At 51.6% G+C, this 22,486-nt stretch carries 13 protein-coding genes; 6 read left to right on the top strand and 7 right to left on the bottom strand.

The window, feature by feature from the left end:
* Window positions 1-31 precede the first annotated feature (31 nt).
* Together MED297_RS00565 and MED297_RS00560 are read left to right on the top strand one after the other, a co-directional pair.
* The gene (locus MED297_RS00565) at window positions 32-514 is read left to right on the top strand and encodes a hypothetical protein (RefSeq protein ID WP_008041378.1); all 483 of its coding nucleotides are present in this window, start codon (window positions 32-34) and stop codon (window positions 512-514) included.
* Between the two features lie 245 nt (window positions 515-759).
* Window positions 760-2,145 carry a PPC domain-containing protein gene (locus MED297_RS00560; RefSeq protein ID WP_161599252.1) on the top strand — a complete coding sequence of 462 codons (1,386 nt, stop codon included), beginning with the start codon at window positions 760-762 and terminating at the stop codon, window positions 2,143-2,145.
* Window positions 2,146-2,480: 335 nt separating this feature from the next.
* On the opposite strand, the gene MED297_RS00555 is transcribed toward MED297_RS00560, so the two are convergent.
* From MED297_RS00555 to MED297_RS00525, 7 genes are all read right to left on the bottom strand, one after another.
* Window positions 2,481-4,058 (bottom strand): hypothetical protein, encoded by a 1,578-nt coding sequence (locus MED297_RS00555; RefSeq protein WP_161599251.1) that lies wholly within the window; start codon window positions 4,056-4,058, stop codon window positions 2,481-2,483.
* A gap of 131 nt (window positions 4,059-4,189) precedes the next feature.
* Window positions 4,190-5,755, bottom strand: coding sequence for a hypothetical protein (locus tag MED297_RS00550; protein ID WP_008041373.1), 1,566 nt, complete (start codon window positions 5,753-5,755; stop codon window positions 4,190-4,192).
* A 2-nt stretch (window positions 5,756-5,757) separates the two neighbouring features.
* Entirely contained in the window at window positions 5,758-9,681 is a 3,924-nt protein-coding gene (locus tag MED297_RS00545) for a hypothetical protein (protein ID WP_008041371.1), read from the bottom strand.
* Window positions 9,678-10,235 carry a DUF4150 domain-containing protein gene (locus MED297_RS00540; RefSeq protein WP_008041368.1) on the bottom strand — a complete coding sequence of 186 codons (558 nt, stop codon included), beginning with the start codon at window positions 10,233-10,235 and terminating at the stop codon, window positions 9,678-9,680. Before MED297_RS00540 ends, MED297_RS00545 begins: the two co-directional genes overlap by 4 nt.
* A 263-nt stretch (window positions 10,236-10,498) precedes the next feature.
* Window positions 10,499-11,362 carry a YicC/YloC family endoribonuclease gene (locus MED297_RS00535; RefSeq protein ID WP_008041358.1) on the bottom strand — a complete coding sequence of 288 codons (864 nt, stop codon included), beginning with the start codon at window positions 11,360-11,362 and terminating at the stop codon, window positions 10,499-10,501.
* A gap of 1 nt (window position 11,363) precedes the next feature.
* Complete coding sequence (rph, locus tag MED297_RS00530; RefSeq protein ID WP_008041353.1) at window positions 11,364-12,083, bottom strand: ribonuclease PH; 720 nt, start codon at window positions 12,081-12,083, stop codon at window positions 11,364-11,366.
* A gap of 81 nt (window positions 12,084-12,164) precedes the next feature.
* The gene (locus tag MED297_RS00525) at window positions 12,165-13,721 is read right to left on the bottom strand and encodes a hypothetical protein (RefSeq protein WP_161599250.1); all 1,557 of its coding nucleotides are present in this window, start codon (window positions 13,719-13,721) and stop codon (window positions 12,165-12,167) included.
* Between the two features lie 154 nt (window positions 13,722-13,875).
* On the opposite strand from MED297_RS00525, the gene MED297_RS00520 reads away from it, so the two are divergent.
* From MED297_RS00520 to MED297_RS00505, 4 genes are all read left to right on the top strand, one after another.
* Window positions 13,876-15,924 carry a M3 family metallopeptidase gene (locus MED297_RS00520; protein ID WP_008041349.1) on the top strand — a complete coding sequence of 683 codons (2,049 nt, stop codon included), beginning with the start codon at window positions 13,876-13,878 and terminating at the stop codon, window positions 15,922-15,924.
* Between the two features lie 328 nt (window positions 15,925-16,252).
* Window positions 16,253-17,497, top strand: coding sequence for an AGE family epimerase/isomerase (locus tag MED297_RS00515; protein ID WP_008041348.1), 1,245 nt, complete (start codon window positions 16,253-16,255; stop codon window positions 17,495-17,497).
* Window positions 17,498-17,517: 20 nt separating this feature from the next.
* Window positions 17,518-19,968 carry a glycoside hydrolase family 94 protein gene (locus MED297_RS00510; protein WP_008041345.1) on the top strand — a complete coding sequence of 817 codons (2,451 nt, stop codon included), beginning with the start codon at window positions 17,518-17,520 and terminating at the stop codon, window positions 19,966-19,968.
* A gap of 425 nt (window positions 19,969-20,393) precedes the next feature.
* Window positions 20,394-22,457, top strand: a complete 2,064-nt coding sequence (locus MED297_RS00505; RefSeq protein ID WP_008041343.1) for a methyl-accepting chemotaxis protein — start codon at window positions 20,394-20,396, stop codon at window positions 22,455-22,457.
* Window positions 22,458-22,486: the final 29 nt, after the last annotated feature.

The following is a 22,486-nucleotide window of genomic DNA, read 5'->3' as shown; positions in this document are numbered from 1 at the left end:
AGGTTCTGCCCCTTTTCCCTGAGGAGTACTCATGCATCGGCCATCTTTACGAGCCTGGTCGTTTATGTTGATGTTCTGTTTGCTGACCATCCCCTTGGCCAGCCCCAAGGCTTTGTTTTCAGTCAAACCCAACCCGGGCATGAACATCCGCATCCAGGTGGCGGAACCGGTTAATGCGAAGACTACGGTTACCGTGCTCGCGTCGTCGGAGGTTTCAAACCAACAGCACGAGGCAACGATCGTGCTTTTCTATCGTGATGGGAAAAATGAACAGCATCACTGGAGCGGTGTGTTGGCAAACGAGGACAGCCGCATATTCGAACTGCCCATTGCATCCTCGACTGAGTTAGTTCTTGTTGAAGCCACCCTGATTCTGTCGACCCCAGCCAGCACATTGACAGCTATGGAGACATGGTCTGTGAACTCGGGCATTGAGTCCCGCTCCCGTATATCGGACGACAGTGTGAAAACCCAACCAGGCGGGGAACACGTCATTCAATTGGAGCTGTTTTAATGCGCGCTCTGTGGATCTTCGTATTATTCAGTTTGGGATTATCAGGCTGTGATGTCTGGCCATCACCCTCTTCCTCTTCAAAACCTGCACATGAACAAAACACAAACCCTGGCTATCATTCGGTCACAGGTTCTCTTGCGTATCAGGATCGTCTCTACACACAAGACGGTTTTTTAGATTCAACGATCGTTTACAAAACCGTACGGCACGCTGAAATAGAACTGACCGACACCACCGGAAATCAGTTGAACACAACATACAGCGATTCCACTGGCGAGTTTGCGTTCGGTGACGTTCCCGAAGGGAGTTATTACCTTCGGCTCAAGGCTCGTGTACAACACCCTGACGGCCCGGAGTTTCAGATTGTCGATGGCCAACTGGCACTCTACGTGATTGAGGTGCCGATTCAGGTCTCCGCCGAGCAAGACCGCTTTGAGGTGCAACTGTCTGTCGGGGATCGTGTTGCAGGTCTGTTTAATATGCTCGATGTGTTTCATTCAGCAACGGATTTCGTCAGCGCGGTTTCTGATGGCAGTGTCACGGTTAATGATTTAACCGCACGTTGGCAATGGGGATTATCACCCGGCAGTTACACCTGCGATATCAGTCATCCCAACTGCCATACCAACCTGTCTATCCTGAGTGATCCCTACCAATCCGGGGACACCGATGAGTTCGATGACGATGTGCTGCTCCACGAGTTTGCCCACCATTTGGAAATAGGATTGGGGATTTCAGAGTCCCCCGGCGGCTATCATTCACTGCGCAGTACCGATCTGGATCTACGTCTGTCATGGAGTGAAGGCATGGCCAGTGCATTTGCTGCCTCAGTGAAAAAATGGTTGCGAGAGCACGACCCTTATCGGCTGTCTGTGCCCATCACGCAAGGGTTTGATCTGACCGATTTTTACATTGACACCGCCGGCAATCGTAACGCGGTAACACTGGACTTACGTCAGGCGAGCCCTACCACCTATCGTTATGCCAGCAATGAAGTGGCTGTGGCCTCTTCGCTGCTTGCACTGCAAAACGAAACCGATGCAGAGAGGGTTTGGCCGACGTTCTGGCACTATTTCTTGACCAATCAAACGGCTAAGACGCTGGAAGCGTTTTGGGACGGCATGGTCGGGTATCACAGCCCTTCAACTGAGGCTTTAGCAGCCTGGCAAACTCTATTGGCTCAGCGCGCTATTTTTTACCAGAGCGACGAGGCTGAAACCAACCAGAGTATCGCGAGCTCAAAACCCGTTAGCATCGATCGCCATAGCCTGTACCGGAACCATATAACTCGAGATGAAGACTGGCATCGACTCGAGGTCGTTTCCGGTCAACGCTATCGGATTGAGACCTATGATCTGACCAACGGCGCGGATACCTTTATTCAGCTTTTTACCAACGACGGGACCTTGATATCGGAAAACGATGACACCTTTGATTGTAGCGAAACCGCTCAAGGCTGTGTCCCGCTGCATAACGGTTTAAACTTCGCATCGTCCATTGAGCACACCGCTACTGAGACAGGATCGCTTTATGTCCGTGTCACAACCAGCAACGCCGTCTATGATGATGCTGATCTGTTTGGCTACATTGCCCGTTATGGCAGTTACCGGTTACGCATGATTGAAATTTAGTTATATATCGAACGACAACCCTGCCGAATACCCGTTAACGTGACCGGTACAGTTTGTCTGATCTTCCAACTCATTTCGGATCGACCACTATAATTTTTCTGAAGGCATTCATAAACAAAAGACCACTCACTATGGCTAGGTGACCGTGAGATTTGCTAACTCCTATAGGGTGTGCAGCGGACAACCTCACTAAAGCATCGCTCATTGAAACAACGACCGTTGGGCTTTATTCGCAATAGAAGATTCAAGCATATAGCTAAAAACCTGCCATTACTCAAAACATAAATCTATGTGATATGAATAAAACCAAATCATGATAGTGATTATCCTATCTCCTAGGCGGTATCGAGCTTAATGATATTGTTGTGCATCAGCTCGGATTTCGGTGTCGGTTGAGCATGTTTAAACGAGTTTAGATATTGCTCGTAGCTGATCTCGTTTTGGGATAACAAATCTTCTTTGCACTTGTTTAAGTCTGTAAGCGCATCAAAAATGTAACTTAAATGTACCTTTTTTTCTTTCATACGTAGATCAGAAAGCTTATCTGAAAATTCCTTGATCTTGCCTTTTCTTGAATCAAAGTCCTCACAAATCTCAAGAAGTAGATCGAAGCTTTGATGCCTTTCATTAAACGTCTGTTCTCTGATTTTCTTTTCCAAAGACTCGATTCCAAACTCAGCCTCAGCCGCCTGTTTCAGCTCCGCATCGATCGCATCGACGCTCATCGCCTCCCACACCGCCTTCAGGTAACGATTCAGCAGGTCTTCTTTTCGCATCACCTCACGGCCTTCCGCGGTCAGCTGAAACTTAAACGCTTTGTCTTTGGGGTCGAGCAAGTCGGCTTGATAAAGACTGTCGGCGGCGGTGTACTTGGGCAGTTCGTCTTCAGGCAGAGGGCGCCACGCCAAGTGCCACAAGGTAAGCTTGTGTTTGCGATGCCATTCGATGCTGTGTTTAATCGACAGCGGCATGGCCTGAGTATTGTTCTTGTCCATAAAGCAGTCCACTGCCCCGACCACCTGAGCCATGCTGTACCCGGTACTGCCAAGCCCGGTGTTTAGTGCCAAACGAATGGGCTTTTTACGACCTTTAGGGACGTACTGACTGTGCATAATCAGGTCTTTACTGAAATTGCGGACGTCTTCGGTGTAACTGGTAAAGAAGATGCCGTCAAAAGGCACGACCAGAGGCTTTCGGAACCAGCCCCGGATGAGCATGGCGGTTTGGGCATCACGGTCGAAGATCACGCCGTGGCGTATGGGGAAATGACATAAAACAAACAAGCCAGCGAAGCCTACAGAAAATAAAGTGGTTACCTGCCAGCTTGTATCGACAAAAATTAGACCGAATATTCCGATTACAATTGTAGGAAAGCTCACCATCACAAATAATAGCTTGAGTGGAGCATTTCCATTCAAAAACAAACGATGACCGTCACACTGACATAGCATAGCGGCTTTTTCCATTCCATAAGCTGTACCTTCTAATCGAGCTTTTGATTGCCGTTTTGTTTGGTCAACCTTGTGCAACGCTACCCCTGAGGACTCCCCCTTGATCGGTGGCAATGACACCCATGATTGCGCACCAGTCAACAGAAACAGTGGCTGAAAAAAGTACCAGTAGAACGGCGCCATAAAGGTATAAATCAGTAAGTAGCCAAGGTGTGCCAATGGGTCTACGTTAAGGCGCTCTCCGCGTTCTTCTTTCCGACGTCGCTCACCCAAATAGTGTGCTAGCTCGCTGCGTTTTTCCCAAAAGGTGAGCTCATAGTTGAACTTATCTTGATCGTAAATTATAAAAAATTCTGAAAAGAAGTGGCGTATCTTTTTAAACCATAGTCTAAAGCGATACCCCCAACCTGTGTTTTGCCCATGATCGGGAAGATAGTTAGCGGATTGTTGAGAACTTTTCATTTGGATCGCGCTATATTTAAGGTTTAGTACTGGAGAAACTATAGTCATAGCCATCTAAAGTGACCGTACCAATTCATGCGATTCTGATCATCCATCTACATTGGACAACAGCCAAAAATTTCACATGCAGATCAACTCGCCTCGCACGAGCTATCCATCTGAATGATGTTAGTGTGGACTAACTCGGACTGCGATGTCGGTTTGGAATTCTTGAACGATTTTTTATATTGATCATAGGTAATGAGGTTGCTACCTAAAAGATCTTTCTTTCTATTGTTTATGTCTGTCAACACTTCGAAAACAAAGTTTAGGTTTTCTTTGTTCTCTTTTAAGCTTAAATCATATATCAGATCGTCTAACTCGCTTAACATACGGTGATTTAAGTCATTTGCTTTTCGTAAGTCGTTTACTAAAAACAAGGTCTGGCATCGCTCAGAATATGCTTGCTTCCGAAGCTCCGCTTCAAGGGACTCAGCTCCAAACTCAGCTTCAGCGGCCTGTTTCAGCTCCGCATCAATCGCATCGACGCTCATCGCCTCCCACACCGCCTTCAAGTAACGATTCAGCAGGTCTTCCTTGCGCATCACCTCACGGCCTTCCGAGGTCAGCTGAAACTTAAACGCTTTGTCTTTGGGGTCAAGCAAGTCGGCTTGATAAAGACTATCCGCGGCGGTGTACTTGCGCAGTTCGTCTTCAGGCAGAGGTCGCCAGGCCAAGTGCCACAAGGTGAGCTTGTGTTTGCGATGCCATTCGATGCTGTGTTTAATCGACAGCGGCATGGCCTGAGTATTGTTCTTATCCATAAAGCAGTCCACTGCCCCGACCACCTGAGCCATGCTATACCCGGTGCTCCCAAGCGTCGTGTTTAACGCCAACCGAATGGGCTTTTTACGGCCTTTAGGAACGTATTGACTGTGCACAATCAGGTCTTTACTGAAATTGCGAACGTCTTCGGTGTAACTGGTAAAGAAGATGCCGTCAAATGGCACGACCAGAGGCTTTCGGAACCAGCCACGGATGAGCATGGCGGTTTGGGCATCACGGTCGAAGAGAACGCCGTGGCGTATGGGTAAGTGAGCCAATACCAGAAGAATCAGCAGTCCAAGACCAATTTGAAGACTGACCTGATTTGACAAGTTCATCACAAGTAGGCTGAGCAAACCAATGAAGAACAACAAGATTGTGACCCCGAACTGCACTAGTTTTAAAGGTGTATTTCCAAACAAAAAAAGCCGGTGCCCGTCACATTGGCATAGCATCGCCGCCTTTTCCATTCCGTAGATTGTACCACTTACTAGAGATTTGGCTTGGCGCTTGGTTGGCTTAACTTTTTGGATTGAAGGGTTTCTATCATCCGTGGTTAGCCTTGGTAGAGAAAATGCCGATTGCATGCCACACAACAATGCAAAAGGCATAATCAGTCGGAACAATGGAAACATAAACAACGCTAGGAACCATTGTGACAGTTCATGGGAAGGGGCAACTCTGGGCTCTAACCCTCGCCGACGTCGACCTAAATAGTGCCCTAAATAGCTTGTTTGCTCCCAAAACGTCATTTCATAATCAATTTTATCCTGATCATATAGATACAGATGCCCACGGATTTGTTCCGATAATTTAAACGATGCTAGCTTCAAAAACTGTTTAAGGGAGCGAATACTTGAGGCCTCCGGGATGACCAGGTGTTCAGTAGACATAATCAAAACCACTCCGTGTCAATGGTTTTTTTCTGGCAATACCACCAGTCATGGACTCCAGAGCGATGCAGATATTGATCCGTACGGCGCTGGTTACTTTTCCAATTGTCTATAACCTTACCATCATGCCCTATGGCAGGTGACGGTAGCGCACCTAGCAGCCCAGTCTCTTTTTCATTTGGTGTACATTTTACTAATAACCGAAGGTCATACGTATCATCACCCCAATAACGATCACGTATCCTTTGCAACAAATCAGCTTTTAGGATTGCCTGAAAACTTCTAGCATCTTCTGACAACTCAAGTTTAAAACCAGATCGCCAATCGGCCGCTTGAATCTTAAATGGGCCATAAATGAACTTGCCAGCAAATGCTGTATCGATCACGTACTCCGGCTCAGATCGGCTCTCCGTTGCCAAATTCTGCCATTCATGTTGGCCATCATTCTTTCTCATCTGCAACTTCCAATGCAAAGTTGTGCCTGGAGGGCTGGAAAGCCGAGTAATTATACTTATGTCATCGCCATCCATATCAATATGCGCTTTTGGGCGATAAATAAGACTTTGCCACTCTTGCCAAGCCGCTAGTCGATTTTCTTGCCAGTGTGAAAAAACATAAAAGTTATCATCACTCCACCAAGCACTATCATTACCGGTTGTAGAGAAGCGCTTGTCTGGATCGGCACCAAAAGGACCTTCCTCCAAATACCGGTCCCAAAGATCATCACTAAAGAACTCTTGAAAAATCCAAGCTATCAATACAGAAGCTAAAATGATGACAACATTAAGCACAGGAATGCCAACCCCAAGAGCCAAAGCAAATCCGGCAACCCCTCCGATCAAAATGGAAATCTGGGCGCCCCCCATCCAAACGTCACCCTTTTGAATAGCGCTAAACAGTTCAATGCTTGCTACTACAATAGTGATAATTGAAGCAGCGATTCCAAAGCCCTTAGCAAACCATGAAACTGTTTTCTGTAAAGTTCGCCCCCATTCATGAAAATCACCTATCTTCCTCGCTGTTGTTTCAATGGTTTCGCCTATAAAAGCAACTATATCAATACTAGAAGCCGCAAACTCAAGCATTGCTTTTGTCGTAGTTTCTTTGACGAAAGCCATCAGCTTTTGTCCAAAATTAAATAAGTCCAAAAAACCACACCCGACAACGACGGGCAATAGGTTGCCATGAATCCTCATATCCTGGCGGATCAAAGTCTTCGTCTTACTATCCAGCGATTCGATGCTGGCTTCTAAGGCACGTTTCTGCTGTCCCAGACTATCGAGAGTATCAGAGATTGGAATTGTACTGTCATTGGCTGCCTGCAATTGCTGGTTGAGTTCAGCCAATGCATCTTGATTAGCACGAATCGAGGCATCTTGAGCATTGAGTTTCTGATCGATCTGGCTCATGTCCGCTTCTTGTGTGGACAAATCCATGGCCATGATTTTAACAACACGATCATTCTGTTGGTTAATTTCATCGGCATTGCCAAGAACCCGTTGCAAAATAGGAATGACTTCTTCAGCCCGATCAGCGGCCATCTGGCCGTTCAGCCGTACTTTCCGGTTACCAACGGTGAGGGTGTGGGTCGTTTGGGTATCATGCGCACCATTAACGATGTCATCAATGAGCTGCATATCTTTGCGCAGTCGCTGTTTCAGTCGCTCGATATCCAGAGGAACAATGTTGGAGTCGAACCGCTGATTAACGAGATCGTCTACTGATATTTCAATTTCCCGAATAATTCCGCCTAATAGTTTTTCAGAGGTCCAGCGCGCCAGCTGTTCGTTTGACTTAAAGTGTGCACCTCGAAAAAACGGACTTTGGCCACCGGCTATACGATCGTTAACCTGCATCAACGTCCTTTGGTGGCCACGAACACGTTGGTTAAACGTTTGCAGGCGGCGTTTACTAAAAGAAATTTCGCGCTCTAGCCGGATGCGACTACTGCGTAAAACAGTAATGTCTTGATTCAACCTTTGCTTTTGATGCTGAAGGTCTATAGAGCCTACTTGATTCTGCTTTAGTTCTGCTTCTAACTTGGTTAAACGGCTTTGTTGTTGCTCAATGTTGGCTTCAATCTGCACTAGTAAACTTCGCTTTTCTTCCAACTCCGCCTCTATGGCACCAACCTTAATCTTATCCTCTTCAATCAACGTTTTCTGTTCACGAACCTGGTTGTCCAACGTTACCCGTTTTTCGCCGAGGTTTCCGGCAATGCGCTGTTGTTGCTCTGAGGATAACTCTGCCCCGTTTTTAACGTAATCAGCTAATTGATCTTTCTGATAAACCGTGAGCACCGACATAGCTCGAATGATCGTCTTGATGGCATTGAGGTGACGGTCTTCAACCGGTACATAGCCGTCATTTTCAATCGATTCGACAAGCAACTTGTTATTCGCCACGACCTGCTGTTCTTCAGGTGTCAGTTCATCAATATAACGTTTTGCGATGGCAAGGAGATTGCCATCTTCTTTCCTTTCTATCGATTTCATCAACCCACTTACCGTCAACTGGGCGATTTGGGTTGCCACAGGCTCAAGAGTCGGTTGTCCGGGCAGGTCCAATCCATTCAGGTGTTCGGTGAGACCCAGTAGCAGTGTTTCAACCTCATCTTCCTGATCGAGAATACGAGCATCGGCAATATCAACAATGCACCCTTGTAGAGTATCTATCGGGCGAGCAGACAAACCATCGAGAATGTTTGCCAGGACGGCCAACCCTTCAACACGCCGGAACGGCTGCTCATCGCTGCCCAGTTGCGCGTAATCCTGAAACAAGGTGACTATCGCCTCGGTTTTAAACAGGTCGCAGATTTGCTCGCGATAGGCATACAGCTCATTAACCCAATCCTGCAGCTGTTCACTGCCCAATGCTTTCTTAATATCGCCGAAGTGGATGCGGGACTTTTTCTTTTTCCGATCGTCCAGCTCTTCCTGCAAACTGCGTATTTTGTATTTACGACGCAGTTTTTCCCGGTTACGAGTGCGTGCTCGACCGAACCCAGTTGTTTCGGCATCCACCAGGCCATGGCCACGGTGCAATGCCGCCTCGACGGCGGTGGTCTCCAGGTTGTAGCGCAGGTTCAAATCTAGGGCGAGCTTGATGTCCGGATCATCACTGTTTTGGATGCGTTGGTTGTGCTCGGTAGCAAGGTGGAGAATCTGGTCATAAGTATCCTTGATATCCAGTGCTTCACCAATCAGGTCAGGTAACGCAAAAATGCTTTCTTCCTGAGCTTGGTACTTCAGGTAGGTGTGAACCGTGGCGTCAAGTTCTTTGGCAAGCGAGCCCTGAGTTGCGATCATCGGGTTATCGGTCTGTTCACCTGCAAAATCCAATAAGGTAAGTCGTGTGTCGATATAGTCGTTGTCAGGTGCAATGCTGGACAGCTCTTCAGGCAAGTCTTTATAACGAGGGTCTTCCGGGTTCATACCGCCCAGTTTCTGAATGGTCACCCAACTCCACTGGGTATCCGAAAAGGCCGCTTTAACCTCAATGAAATCGCCTTCATAACGATAGGGAATGACCAAACTGGATAGTCGTGTACCCGAATGAGGTCGTAACGTTTCCGATTTGCCGAAACAGCGCTGTAGATTGATATCGTAGTAATGCCCGTTCAGCACTTTAACTTCACGCCACAAGTAGCCATCAACAAACAGGTATAACCAGCCATCGCGCAAGGCGTCGCGCTGGGTCGGCTCCGTACCGTCATTACACCAGTCACGCAAATCGGTATGCCGGCAAAAATCGACGGGTATCAGCATCAGGGGCCAGGTGTCGGGCTTCTCGGCTTTGAGCACCGGCGTTTCCTTTCGCACGGGGATCAGATACGGCGTGTTATTCAACTGATTAATGTTCAAACTTAACCACACCGGGTCATTGGTGGCACTGCCGAGGTCGATATCCCGTAATTGCTCGGTCATGCGTCATCCTCCGCGTGAAAGTCTTCTTCCCGGGCACTCACCAGATCGGCATTCGCCAACACCGATGGGTCGCTTTGCGCGCCAGTTCGATACGGTCCGTCAACGGCTTCGATCTCTTCCGTCGTTTTCAGGTCTTTCGGTAAAGGCGGCAAGCCCATGTCCTGTATTAACGGCATTGGCGGCGTGTTTTGATTGTTAGAGACCATCATGTCCATGGCTCGGGCAGCGGGAACGCCTTCAATAAACACGTTACTGCTGCCCATGATGAACGACGCTTCACCACCTTTAGTGCCAGACTTGATGCCTTTCTTGTTGCCCGGTTCATCTCCGCGGCTTTTGGCGAAGGTACTGTCTTTTGTGCAAGCCGGGTTACCGTTAATAAAGACGGTGCTGGCGGTATTAGTAGCGTCTTTGCTTTGTGCAACGTTTGGGTAGGGGATGGGGACGGTTGAATTGCCAATGCGGGTTAAACAAACATCAACGGTATTCAGAACGCCGCCGCTGTCTTTATGCACGGCGGTACGGCCATTAATTAAAACGCTTTTCTGACTCATGAGAGCTCCCTTTCTTTTTCACCGGGGTGAGTTCACTATTCCTTAGTGAGTTATGGGCCTGATATTTTGTGGAAGTGCTGTTGAAGACACAAGGGCAAGCGGGGCATTAAGTCCGCCCATTCGGGGAGTTTGCGAGACAGCGCACATTCCATATGCCCGTTAAAAACGGAAAGGCGACTAAACAAATAAAAAACCCGCTATCGATCTGCGGCTTGCAGTCTCAATAACGGGCTTAGGGTTTAGCATTGTGAAAAGGAATAACGCTATTCGATGTTCTGAACCTGTTCGCGCATCTGCTCGATCAACACCTTTAACTGCACGGCATGGCGGGTGATGCTTTCTTTGGTGCTCTTGGAGCCCAGTGTGTTCGCTTCACGATTGAACTCCTGCATCAGGAAGTCGAGCTTACGGCCAATCGCGCCTTTTTGTTTCAGAATGCCACGGCACTCTTTAACGTGACCATCGAGTCGATCCAACTCTTCCGCAACGTCGGCTTTCTGTGCCAGCAACACAACTTCCTGTTCCAGTCGGTCGGCGTCCAGTTCGACACCCAGGTTTTGTGCTTTTTCGCGCAGGTTTTCACGAAAAGTCGCGACCCATTCAGGCACCTCCGCGCGAATGCCGGCAACAATCTCAGTGATGCCGTCCAGCCGTTCTTTAATGGCGTCAGCCAATACGGCGCCTTCACGTTGACGACCGGCGAGGAAGTCATCCAATGCTTCGCCAAACAGACTGATCAGTTCGGCATGAACCTGTTCAACATCCAGTTCCGCGTCAATCAGCACGCCAGGGTACTGCAACAACTCCATCGGATTAATCGCCGAGGTATTGTCGACGCGCGCCTGAATTTTATCGAGCACGCGGGTGACGGCATTCAATCGGGCTTCGTCGATATCCAAGGCCTGTTCACCAGTGGCGACATGGAACCGTACCGTCACTTCCAGCTTACCGCGCTTTACTTTTTGTTTAAGCGCTTCGCGCAGTTTCATTTCTACCGGGCGAAGGGTTTCATGCAGTCGGAACGTCGGCTCCAGGTAACGCTGATTCACTGACTTGATTTCAATCTGCAAAGTGCCGAAGTCGTAGCTTTGCTCTTTACGGGCAAAGGCGGTCATGGAATAAGTCATGTTAGGCCTCGGTCAACGCGCGATTCTGAATCTCGAACAGGTCGCGTCCACCTTTTTCCGCCAGATCCAACATGGCTTTCAGTTGATCAGGCATGAAGGGTTCGCCTTCGGCGGTACCCTGAATTTCAACGAAACCTCCGTTGCTGGCCAGTACGACATTTAAATCGGTTTCGGCGGTGCTGTCTTCGGCGTAATCGAGATCGAGCACGGCCGTATCCTGCCAGATACCAACGGACACCGCGGCAACATTGTGCTTAATCGGATTTTTCTTCAGCGTGCCCTCGGCCAGCATGCCATTAATGGCATCCGATAGCGCAACGAACGCGCCGGTAATCGACGCGGTGCGGGTACCGCCGTCGGCTTGAATCACATCGCAGTCGATGGTAACGGTGTTTTCACCCAGCAGTTCCATGTCGATCGCCGCGCGCAATGAACGGCCGATCAGACGGCCGATTTCGACTGTGCGGCCGGTCTGTTTACCCCGGGCCGCTTCCCGCTGATTACGGCTACCGGTTGCCCGCGGCAACATGCCGTATTCTGCCGTCACCCAACCACGGCCCTCGCCCTTCATAAAGCGCGGTACGCCGGAATCGACGCTGGCGGTACAGATGACCTGAGTGTCCCCGAAACTGACCAACACAGACCCTTCGGCGTGTTTGGTAAAGTGTCGCTGCAGGGTGACTTCGCGCAGTTGATCGGTCTGACGGCCGCTTGGACGCATGGGAGCTCCTCGAATAAGAATTAGCAAAACAGGCGCCGGAGTATAGCGAGGTTAGGGTAGTTTTTCACCCGAACGGCGGTGTCAGCGACATGCGTCAACGTCTGCGACCTGTAACCAGCGGTAGCTGTATCCCGGCAAGTCCGGATCCTCTGACCACGGCCGCCAAGGTAATAGTGCGATGTCCTGCCAGTTCAGGGTTTCTGCCAACCGGTCATCCACCAGCGTATAGCGACTGCCCAGGCTGGTTGACGTGACATCTAAATAGTTGGCCTGCTGCACCTGTGGCAAGGCGATCGCGACGGACTGATCGGTCAGATTTACGATGACCATCGACAACACTCCGGTCTGATCCGGGTGGCAATGCGCAACAGCACGGATCAAGCCATCACTGTCGGCGACCCGTAATCCGCGACTGCCCATGGTCCGCTGCCAAAGCAATGATGCCCAGAAGTCCGGGTTGGGTGAGTACCCATCGTTGTATCGCAGCAGGGCGTAATCCCCGCCAACCAGGCTCTGACGGATCACCGTTTGGTTCCCATTAACCGCGGCAATCCCCAGATGCGTCAGCCACCACAACGAAGCTCCAAAGCGATCCGTCAGCCGGGCCCGTCCGCCGCATTGAGCCGGACCGGTTTCACCCAGCCACAGCTCCGATTGGGGCGAATAGCGTCGCAGCCAGCGGGTGATAATACGGTTACGCTTTTCGAACTCGCGAATGGTTTCCATCTCCAGCAACCCATCCCAATCGGCCGGTTCCGTTTTGACACCACAGCGCGACGACTGGGTCGGATAATAATGCCAGGTAAAAATATCGGGCCGCGCGCCCGCCTGCAGGAAGTCTTTCGATGACCCGAACAACTGCTTCAGAGGCTCACCAATTTCCGGCCAAAAGGCGTTCGCCGGGCCGGCCAGCTTTAAACCATAATCGTTCACTTGCTGTTGCGCCTGCTGATATTCCTGAGCCAGCTGATCAAAGCGGATCTGATGGCTGCGCCCGAAAATCAGCCAATGCGCGCCGGGCTCGTTACCAAACTCAAGGTGTCCATTGAAATTCTTGGGCAACCAACTGAGTAATCGATCGAGTTGCAAAGGCTGCCAGACCGACTCTTGCCGAACCAGCGGCCCGGTACTGACGGTGATAAACGGACGCGCCCCGACCGCTTCGGTAAAGCGCAGATAGTCGTTAAACAAGGATTGAGGGAGCTGCGGTGCATCCGGCGCCACTTCGCCAGCCTCCGGAAGCCAGAGCTTATCGGCTTCGGTACCGCCCAGTCGAACCCAGTCCGGTGCCAACAGCTGAGTCCAGCGCAACAACGATGGGTCATCAAACTCCAGTGGACGCGGCGGCGAACCGGACTCCGACCACCATTCCCCATCCGTGAGCATGGCCGCATCAATGGCAACGCCCAGAAAGTCCTCAGAGACCTGATACTGCTCATGCGTCCAAACCAGCGTAACCGCGTCAGGCCGATCCCCGCGCCCCAGGACCAGCCACAGAGCCACCAGCAGCACCTCTAACACCATGATTTTCGGATGCGTCAGAACTGGATGCAGACGACGCCAATAGGGCTTGGTAATGTAGCTGCGGATGAGCCACAGAGTGTGAAGCCAAAGTCGTTTTGGCGTAAGGTGCCTCATGATGCTCATCTGGATTGAGGGTTCAGAACGCCTCAGCCTAACGGGCCGCCGATGACGTTTTAATGACAACGCCAGCGGATCAAGCTTCTCAGGGTTGAGCCATCATGAACTGCCCCCATTCTATCGCCTAACATGCATAAAAAGGACACTGTCGATGACTACCGCCAATCCGCTTCTGGAACCCCACGAACTGCCACCCTTTGAGCAGTTTACCCCTGAACAGGTCGAGCCGGCCATGACCGCTCTGATTGACGATGTCAAAGCCACCATCGAACAGGTTCTTGCGGATCCTGAGGCGGCAACCTGGGAGAGTGTGATTGCTCCGATTGAAGAAAAAGAACGGGCACTCGATAACGCCTGGGCATTGTTCAGCCATTTAAGTAACGTGAAGGATTCGCCGGAACTGCGCGATGCCTACGGCAAAGCGCTGGGGCAACTGACAGAGTTCTCCACCTGGGTCGGCCAGCACGCCGGCCTGTTCAAAGCCTACCAGAGCATCAGCGAGCGTGACGATTTCTCGGCGTTGTCAGAACCGCAACAGGAAGCCGTACGCCAGGCACTGTTGGAGTTCCGTCTCAGTGGTATCGATTTACCCGAAGATCAGCAGAAAACCTTCGCCACGCTGAAGAACGAACTGGCGCAGCTGTCACAGACCTTTTCAGAACAGCTGCTCGATGCCACCCAAAGCTGGACCAAGCACATTACCGACGAGTCTGAGCTGGCCGGTTTACCCGAAACCGCGAAAGCGACCCTGGCGCAATACGCCAAACAGAAAGACAAAGACGGCTGGCTGATCACACTGGAAATGCCTTCCGTATTGCCAGTACTGACCTATGCCGATAACCGAGCGTTACGCGAAGAGGTCTATCGCGCCAATGTCAGCAAGGCCTCGGACAAGGGGCCGGATGCTGGCAAGTTCGACAACGGTCCGATCATGACGCAGATTCTGGAAAAACGTCAGCAAGTGGCTGAGCTGTTGGGTTACCGACATCATGCCGATGTTTCCCTCGCCACCAAAATGGCCGACAGCCCGGAAGACGTCATTGTCTTTCTCGATGAACTGGCAGAAAAAGCCTTACCACAGGCAAAGGAAGAGTTTGCCGAACTGTCGGCGTTCGCCGCTGAAAAGCTGAACTTGCCGGAACTGCAACCGTGGGACGTCACCTACGCCTCGGAAAAACTGAAGCAGCAAACATTCAGCGTGTCACAGGAAGAACTACGCCCTTACTTCCCGGCCAACAAAGTGCTGGTCGGCTTGTTTGAAACCGTGACCCGCTTGTTTAACGTCACGTTTGAACCGGCGGAAGGCTACGAAACTTATCACCCGGACGTACAACTGCATAACGTGTACGAAGACGGCAAGTTAATTGCCCGCTTCTTCCTGGATCTGTATGCCCGCGAAGGCAAACGCGGCGGTGCCTGGATGGACGAGTGCCGCACCCGGATGAAGCTTTCCGATGACAAGGTGCAGATTCCGGTTGCTTACCTGACCTGTAACTTCACACCGCCGGTCGATGGCAAGCCGTCGCTGCTGACCCACGATGAAGTCACCACCCTGTTCCACGAGTTCGGTCATGGCTTGCACCACATGCTGACCCGGGTCGATGTGAAACCGGTTTCCGGTATTAATGGGGTCGCCTGGGATGCCGTCGAACTGCCCAGCCAGTTCCTGGAAAACTGGTGCTGGGAAGAAGAAGCCCTGGCCTTTATTTCCGGCCATGTCGACACCCGCGAGCCGCTGCCAAAAGATCTGCTCGACAAACTGCTGGCCGCCAAGAACTTCCAAAGTGCGATGGCCAAAGTGCGTCAACTCGAGTTCAGCCTGTTCGATATGCACTTACATATGAAAGCCGAAGGCTTCGATGTCGACGCTGTTCAGTCGCTGTTAGATACCGTCCGCGATCAGGTATCGGTGGTGCCCCGCATCGACGATAACCGCTTCCAGAACGGCTTCGGGCACATTTTCGGAGGCGGCTATGCAGCGGGCTATTACAGCTATAAGTGGGCCGAAGTACTGAGCGCCGACGCTTATAGCCGCTTTGAAGAAGAAGGCATCTTCAACGAACAGACAGGCGCGGATTTTCGCAACATCATCCTTGCCAATGGTGGCAGCAAGCCGGCCGCTGAGCTGTTTAAAGCCTTCCGCGGTCGTGAACCCAGTGTCGAACCGTTACTGCGGCACAATGGGATTAAAGCCGCCTAGTGACTGGTGGGTGTTTCAAGAAGAGGGCGCCTGCCCTCTTTTTTTTGTCTGTCCATCTCGTAACTTCGTCTACCGGTTACCCACTGAGATCATCGTTTTCAGTTTGTTCCAGTCGTTTGTAAACGCCGGTATAGAGGCCTGATCAAACCCGGCAGCGCCATCCGACTAACGTCCAGAGCCCTTCCGGCCACGCACCGGAAAACCCGATTCAGATCAACTGAGCCTGAAATGGTATTGCAACGCCGTTTTTTTTCGGTATTGTAACCGGTTACAGGATCTATCAAATGCCCCTTTATCTCACTGTTATTTGACCGGAGTGGAACGACTCATGAAAACACCCTCGCGTCCCTGCCATCTCCGGGACATCGCTCAAACTCAACTGAGCGAACAGATTTTGCCTGTCTGGAAACAGCATGCACGTCGCGCTGATCAAGGCGTTATGGGTACTCTAACCGCCGATGCCCAATCTCAAACCGATCAGCCAAAAGGTTCAATCATGAACAGCCGGGCATTGTGGAGCTTTTCCCTGCTGCATCGACTCGAACCACAAACAGAACTGCAAATGAGCGCTCTGCGGCTCTATCACGGGTTTTGTGATGAGTTTTTTGACGATGCCACAGGGCTGGTGCATTGGCAGCTACCGGTCGAGTCATCAGACACCTTTGCACTGCTCGCGCAAACCTATGCCATCTATGCATTAAGCCAGTTTGCCGTGGCCTGCAATCACCCTGAGGCGCTGCAACGGGCGGAGCAACTGACTGAGGTGCTGTTTCAGTCATTTGCTCGTGAAGACGGAACCTTCGCCGGCATCTACCAAAAAGGGGTTGACCCAAGCCGTCAGCAGCCAGACCACATTGAAACCTGTGGTCAGCTACACGTGTTGGAAGCACTGACGCAGCTGTACCTGGCGCGACCTTCCAGCCGCCTGAAGCGAGAGCTGACAGCCCTGGTTGATCTGTTTTTGATTCACATCTTTCCTGAACAGGGCGACTTACCCTTGCTGTTTAACCGGCAATGGCGGCCCCAGCCCTTTGAAACATCCATCGGGCATAACTTCGAAGCCCCTGTTCTGGTTGCCCTCGCATGCCGGGCGCTGAAAGATGACCAACGACGGCTTCTCACCGAACAGAAGTTACTGCAACTGACCGACCACAGCCTGCAAACCGCTCAACTGCCCTCAGGCTACTTTCTTTACGGCCAGGATGAGCAAGATCAGTGGCGTGAACTCCTGACGTGGTGGACCCAGGTCGAAGCCGCCAATGGGTTGCAGTGGGCCTATGAGATCACCGGCAAAGACAGTTATCTGACTGAGTTGAGCCGACTCTGGCAGGGCTTTCCCAATCATTGGGCCGATCGCGAGTATGGCGATTGGCACCCACAGCTGGACCGGTCTCTGCAACCGGCTGGCGATACGAACAAAGGCGACATCTGGCGCAGCCTCTACCACAGTACACGCGCCTGTGTGGCCATGAAATACGGCTTTTCTGCCCTGGATGGGCCAAATAACACGAAGCCGAACACCCCTGAAACGCATCCGGACGACGCGCCTGCGCACCCGGTGACTCCTTATTGATTCCTTGAGAGATGCCACTCATGACACAAACTGAAAACTCCTACGGCTATTTTGATGACGACCAGCGCGAGTACGTCATCACCGAACCGAAAACGCCCTACCCATGGATCAACTATCTGGGCGATACCGATTTCTTTTCACTGATTTCCAACACCTCAGGCGGTTACAGTTTTTACCGAGACGCCAAGTTCCGTCGACTGACCCGTTACCGTTACAACAACGTTCCGGTCGACACCGGCGGTCGTTACTTTTACATCAAAGACGGTGACACCACCTGGTCACCCGCCTGGAAACCGCTGAAAACCGAGCTTGACCAATACGAATGCCGCCACGGCATGGGGTATACCCGCATTCGTGGTGAAAAGAACGGCGTCAGCAGCTCAGTGCTGTTTTTTGTCCCCAAAGGCGAAAACCTCGAAGTACAACAAATGACACTGACTAACCACAGCCAGGAGGTAAAAACGCTCAAGCTGTTTTCCTTTGTTGAGTGGTGTCTGTGGAACGCCGAAGATGACATGACCAACTTCCAGCGTAACTTCTCAACCGGCCAGGTCGAAGTTCAGGATTCGGTGATCTACCACAAAACCGAATATCGCGAGCGGCGGAACCATTTTGCATTCTATTCGGTTAACGCGGACATCAGCGGCTTTGATACCGATCGCGATGTCTTCCTGGGCGACTACAACGGTTTCGATACTCCTGACACCGTAGCACGTGGTGAAGCCAACAACTCCATAGCCCACGGCTGGTCTCCGATCGCATCTCACGCGATTGAAGTGACCTTGCAGCCAGGCGAAAGCCGGGATCTGATCTTTACCCTTGGCTACGTGGAAATGCCTGACGATGACAAGTGGGAAGCACCGCAGGTCATTAACAAAACCAAAGCGCTGGCGGCTATCGAACGTTTCAATACCAGCGAAAAAGTTCAGGCGGCATTCGATGCGCTGAACCGCTACTGGGATGAACTGCTCGGTCGCTACGTCGTCGACTCAGACGATGCCCGTCTGAATCGCGGTGTGAACATCTGGAACCAGTATCAGAACATGGTGACGTTCAACATGTCCCGTTCTGCGTCGTTCTTTGAAAGCGGCATCGGCCGCGGCATGGGCTTCCGGGACTCGAACCAGGACCTGATCGGATTTGTGCATCTGGTTCCGGAACGCGCACGCGAGCGTATCATCGACATTGCGTCTACACAGTTTGAAGACGGCTCGGCCTATCACCAGTATCAGCCGCTGACCAAACGCGGTAACGCAGCCATCGGCGGTAACTTTAACGACGACCCGATGTGGCTGATTCAATCCGTTACGGTGTATGTCAAAGAAACCGGTGATTTCAGCATTCTGGAAGAAGACGTGCCGTTCAATAACGACCCGGACAACTCCGCGAAGCTGTTCGATCACCTGACCCGTTCGTTCAATCACGTTGTCAACAACCGTGGTGAACATGGCTTGCCATTGATTGGCCGGGCTGACTGGAACGACTGTCTGAACCTGAACTGCTTCTCTTCGGACCCGAACGAATCGTTCCAGACCACGGAAAACCAGGAAGGAGGACGTGCGGAATCGCTGATGATTGCCGGTCAGTTCGTCCTGTTCGGTAAAGACTACATCGAGTTATGCCGTGAGCTGGGCAAAGCCGATGAAGCCCGTCGGGCACAAGATCACGTCGACGCCATGGTTGAAGCAGTGAAAACCCACGGCTGGGATGGTGACTGGTTCCTGCGCGCATACGATGCCGCCGGTAACAAACTCGGTACGCACGAGCACGACGAATCGAAAATCTTTATCGAATCACAGGGGTTTTGTGGCATGGCCGGCATCGGTCTGGAAGATGGATTGGTTGAAAAATCCTTGTCCGCGGTGAATGAACACCTGGCTTGCGACTACGGCATTGTGCTCAACGCGCCTGCGTTCACCAAGTACCACATCGAATACGGTGAAATTTCAACTTACCCACAAGGCTACAAAGAAAACGGCGGGATCTTCTGTCACAACAACCCATGGATCATGATTGCCGAAACCGTGGTTGGGAATGGTGATCGCGCCTTCGATTATTACACCCGGATCGCGCCCGCGTATCAGGACGATAAGGTGAAGCTGCACAAAACCGAGCCCTATGTGTATGCACAGATGATCGCCGGTAAAGAAGCCGCCACACCGGGTCAGGCGAAAAACTCCTGGCTGACCGGTACGGCCGCCTGGAACTATGTTGCCATCACGCAATCGATTCTCGGTATTAAACCGCATTATCAGGGTCTGCAGGTCGATCCCTGCATCCCGAAAGCGTGGGATAGCTACCGGGTCACTCGAGTGTTCCGTGGCGTGACCTATCAGATCCAGATTAATAACCCGGCTCACGTCTGCCGAGGGGTCGCGTCGATGACCGTGAATGGCGACGCTGTGGAAGGCAACATCATTCCATTGCAGTCTGAAGGGTCGACCGTCGAGGTTGTAGTTACCTTGGGCTAACCAAGCTCAACCTGTTTAGCAAAGGCCGATCTGTTCTGATCGGCCTTTTTTTGCACTGGCCCACCACGTTATCAATGCCAGCGGATGGCAGCGTCGTACCGGAACAATAACGAAAAGGCCGGTCTCCAGCCTTCAGAGTGCCGACAGTGTCGTGGATAAAGTGATCAGCAAAATTAGGACACTGACTGGCATCACGGTTTGCCGCAAGGGGAAGCGGCTCTCTGCCATTTTTTTGCCAGTTACCCGGATCCATGCACAACGCAGGCTGGCAATTTTGACATCGATCGATGTTAGTTCCGGGTTTTACAGCTCGAACACCGTAAAGATCACCATTCCTGAAGCTAATCATTTACTTCACGGCATGTAACCGGTTACATTTGATTCATAAAAAATAAAATCACAGAGTATTTACAGGAGGGCTTTCCATGCCCAGTCTTTCCGGCCGTCTTCAGACGCTGCTGTTCCGGATTATCCTTGGTTTCAGCCTGATCACCGGGCTGTTCATCGCCATTTTACTGTTCAGCCTTAATAATGCTCGCCAGTCTCAGCAAGCAATTAATGCTATAGAACAGGATGCCGTCCCGCTGCTGTCGGTTTCTGCCGAACAGGCCACCCTACTGCAGACTCTCGAGCCGAAACTCATCGCCTTAATCGACGCTGGAACCGAGTCCGACCTGGCCCAAGCGCGCGCCGCCTTGTCGGACCAGCTTGTCCAGACGCTGCAAATGCTCAGCGACAATCAGGACCTGTCAGGAGGCGGATCGGGTTCAACCGCTCAGTCGATCCAAACCACGCTCAGCCAAGCCGTCGGCCGTCTGCAAACGGACTTAACCACGCTGGTAGAGCGACAGCAGCAGTGGCTGCAAACCCGACAACAGTTCATCGAAGCTTCACAAACACTCGACAAAGCCAATGCCGACTTCCGCACCGCCATTGACGACATCGTGTATGAAATTTATGACGACTATCTGATCAGTCTGATTCAGGAAATGTCGGCATCAGCCAACTATGGGCAAGTCCTGATCGAAAAATTAAAGGCCGCCACCGACCCGGAAAACGCGGAACAAATCGGCACCGAACTGACGACCTGGATACGGGATTTTGATGCTTACACCGGCATGCTGCCGGTCAGTATTGAGGAAAATAACGAGCTTTATCGTGCGTTTGTCGCCTCCGTTGCCGACATCTCTGAAACCATTCGGACCACGGCTCAAGGCGAATACAACAACGATATTAACGACTACGAAAACGGTCTGATTAGTATCAAGCACACACAGCTTGATTTGATGCAAACACAACAAGACAGCCTTGAAACGTGGTTGAGCTCGATACAATCGATGCTGGCGACAAATGAATCACACATTGAGGTCGGCTTGACCGAACTGCACCAGATAACCGAACAGTCGGCCATCGCATTGCGTCAGCAGGAGCGACTCGGCCGTCTGAGTGGTGCGGCCACCCTTCTGTTTGTGATCGGTATTTCGCTTTACCTGACACGCCAGTTCCGACGCTCGGTCCAGTCCATCCAAACGCCACTGGGCCAACTGGCTGAGGGCGATCTCAGTGGCGAGATGCCTGTTGCCGGTCAAGATGAGTTTGGTCGGATTCTCAGCGGCATCGCCCGGGTCAAAGCCCAGCTAACCGACATTGTTACCGGACTGAGCCGCTCTAATCAGGAAATCCAGCGCGGCATTGAAAACCTGGATGAGCAAATCAACAGTACACGCCAGAACATCGGCAATCAGGCCAACGAGCTCGACATGGTGGCCACCGCTCTGACCCAAATGGCCGGCACCGCAACAGAAGTCGCCCAACACGCCAGTGATACCCACCAACAGCTCAGTCAAGCCGAACAAACCGCTCAACAGGGCCGGGAGACGGTTATCGAAACACGCGAGCGGGTGCAGGCGGTTGACGCCCAGACGCGCAGCGCCGCCGACGCACTCAGCCGCCTGACCGGTGGCGTAGACCGAATCAGCAGCATTCTCAGCACCATTCAGGGGATTGCTGAACAGACCAACCTATTGGCCCTGAATGCCGCGATTGAAGCGGCACGCGCGGGTGAACAGGGACGGGGATTCGCCGTTGTGGCCGACGAAGTCCGACAACTGGCCGGGCGAACCTCGGGTGCGACCGATGAAATCCAACAGATGATCGACACCATGCAAACGGATTCCAACAACGCCGTCGAGGCCATGAACCAGAATCTCAACCGGGTCTCAGACACCTTAACCAGTTCGGAAAAAACCGAGGCCACCATCGATCGCATGACGGATCTGATGAGCGGCGTCATCGACCTCAGTCACCTGATCGCAACCGCGTCTGAAGAACAGGCCGCCACGGTGAATGAGATCAATCGAAACATCTTGCAGGTTTCCGGTCTGGGTGAGCAGACCCTTGAGGCGGCGGACGTGATGCAGCAGCGCAGCGAAGCCCTGAAAGTGTTGTCGGATGAGCTGAACGACCAGGTGCGGCAGTTCCGAACCTGAGACTGAAACTGAAAAGACCGGCTTGAACA

This window comes from Reinekea blandensis MED297 (assembly GCF_000153185.1).
In the GTDB taxonomy this organism is placed as follows: domain Bacteria; phylum Pseudomonadota; class Gammaproteobacteria; order Pseudomonadales; family Natronospirillaceae; genus Reinekea; species Reinekea blandensis.
Note: the sequence above shows the minus strand (reverse complement) of the source record. Positions and strands in the feature narration are given on the sequence as shown.

Coding starts and splice junctions, on each gene's coding strand:
- MED297_RS00520 (WP_008041349.1), top strand. CDS start 13,876: ATGACTACCGCCAATCCGCTTCTGGAACCCCACGAACTGCCACCCTTT.
- MED297_RS00540 (WP_008041368.1), bottom strand. CDS start 10,235: ATGAGTCAGAAAAGCGTTTTAATTAATGGCCGTACCGCCGTGCATAAA.
- MED297_RS00505 (WP_008041343.1), top strand. CDS start 20,394: ATGCCCAGTCTTTCCGGCCGTCTTCAGACGCTGCTGTTCCGGATTATC.
- MED297_RS00525 (WP_161599250.1), bottom strand. CDS start 13,721: ATGAGGCACCTTACGCCAAAACGACTTTGGCTTCACACTCTGTGGCTC.
- rph (WP_008041353.1), bottom strand. CDS start 12,083: ATGCGTCCAAGCGGCCGTCAGACCGATCAACTGCGCGAAGTCACCCTG.
- MED297_RS00550 (WP_008041373.1), bottom strand. CDS start 5,755: ATGTCTACTGAACACCTGGTCATCCCGGAGGCCTCAAGTATTCGCTCC.
- MED297_RS00510 (WP_008041345.1), top strand. CDS start 17,518: ATGACACAAACTGAAAACTCCTACGGCTATTTTGATGACGACCAGCGC.
- MED297_RS00545 (WP_008041371.1), bottom strand. CDS start 9,681: ATGACCGAGCAATTACGGGATATCGACCTCGGCAGTGCCACCAATGAC.
- MED297_RS00565 (WP_008041378.1), top strand. CDS start 32: ATGCATCGGCCATCTTTACGAGCCTGGTCGTTTATGTTGATGTTCTGT.
- MED297_RS00555 (WP_161599251.1), bottom strand. CDS start 4,058: ATGAAAAGTTCTCAACAATCCGCTAACTATCTTCCCGATCATGGGCAA.
- MED297_RS00515 (WP_008041348.1), top strand. CDS start 16,253: ATGAAAACACCCTCGCGTCCCTGCCATCTCCGGGACATCGCTCAAACT.
- MED297_RS00535 (WP_008041358.1), bottom strand. CDS start 11,362: ATGACTTATTCCATGACCGCCTTTGCCCGTAAAGAGCAAAGCTACGAC.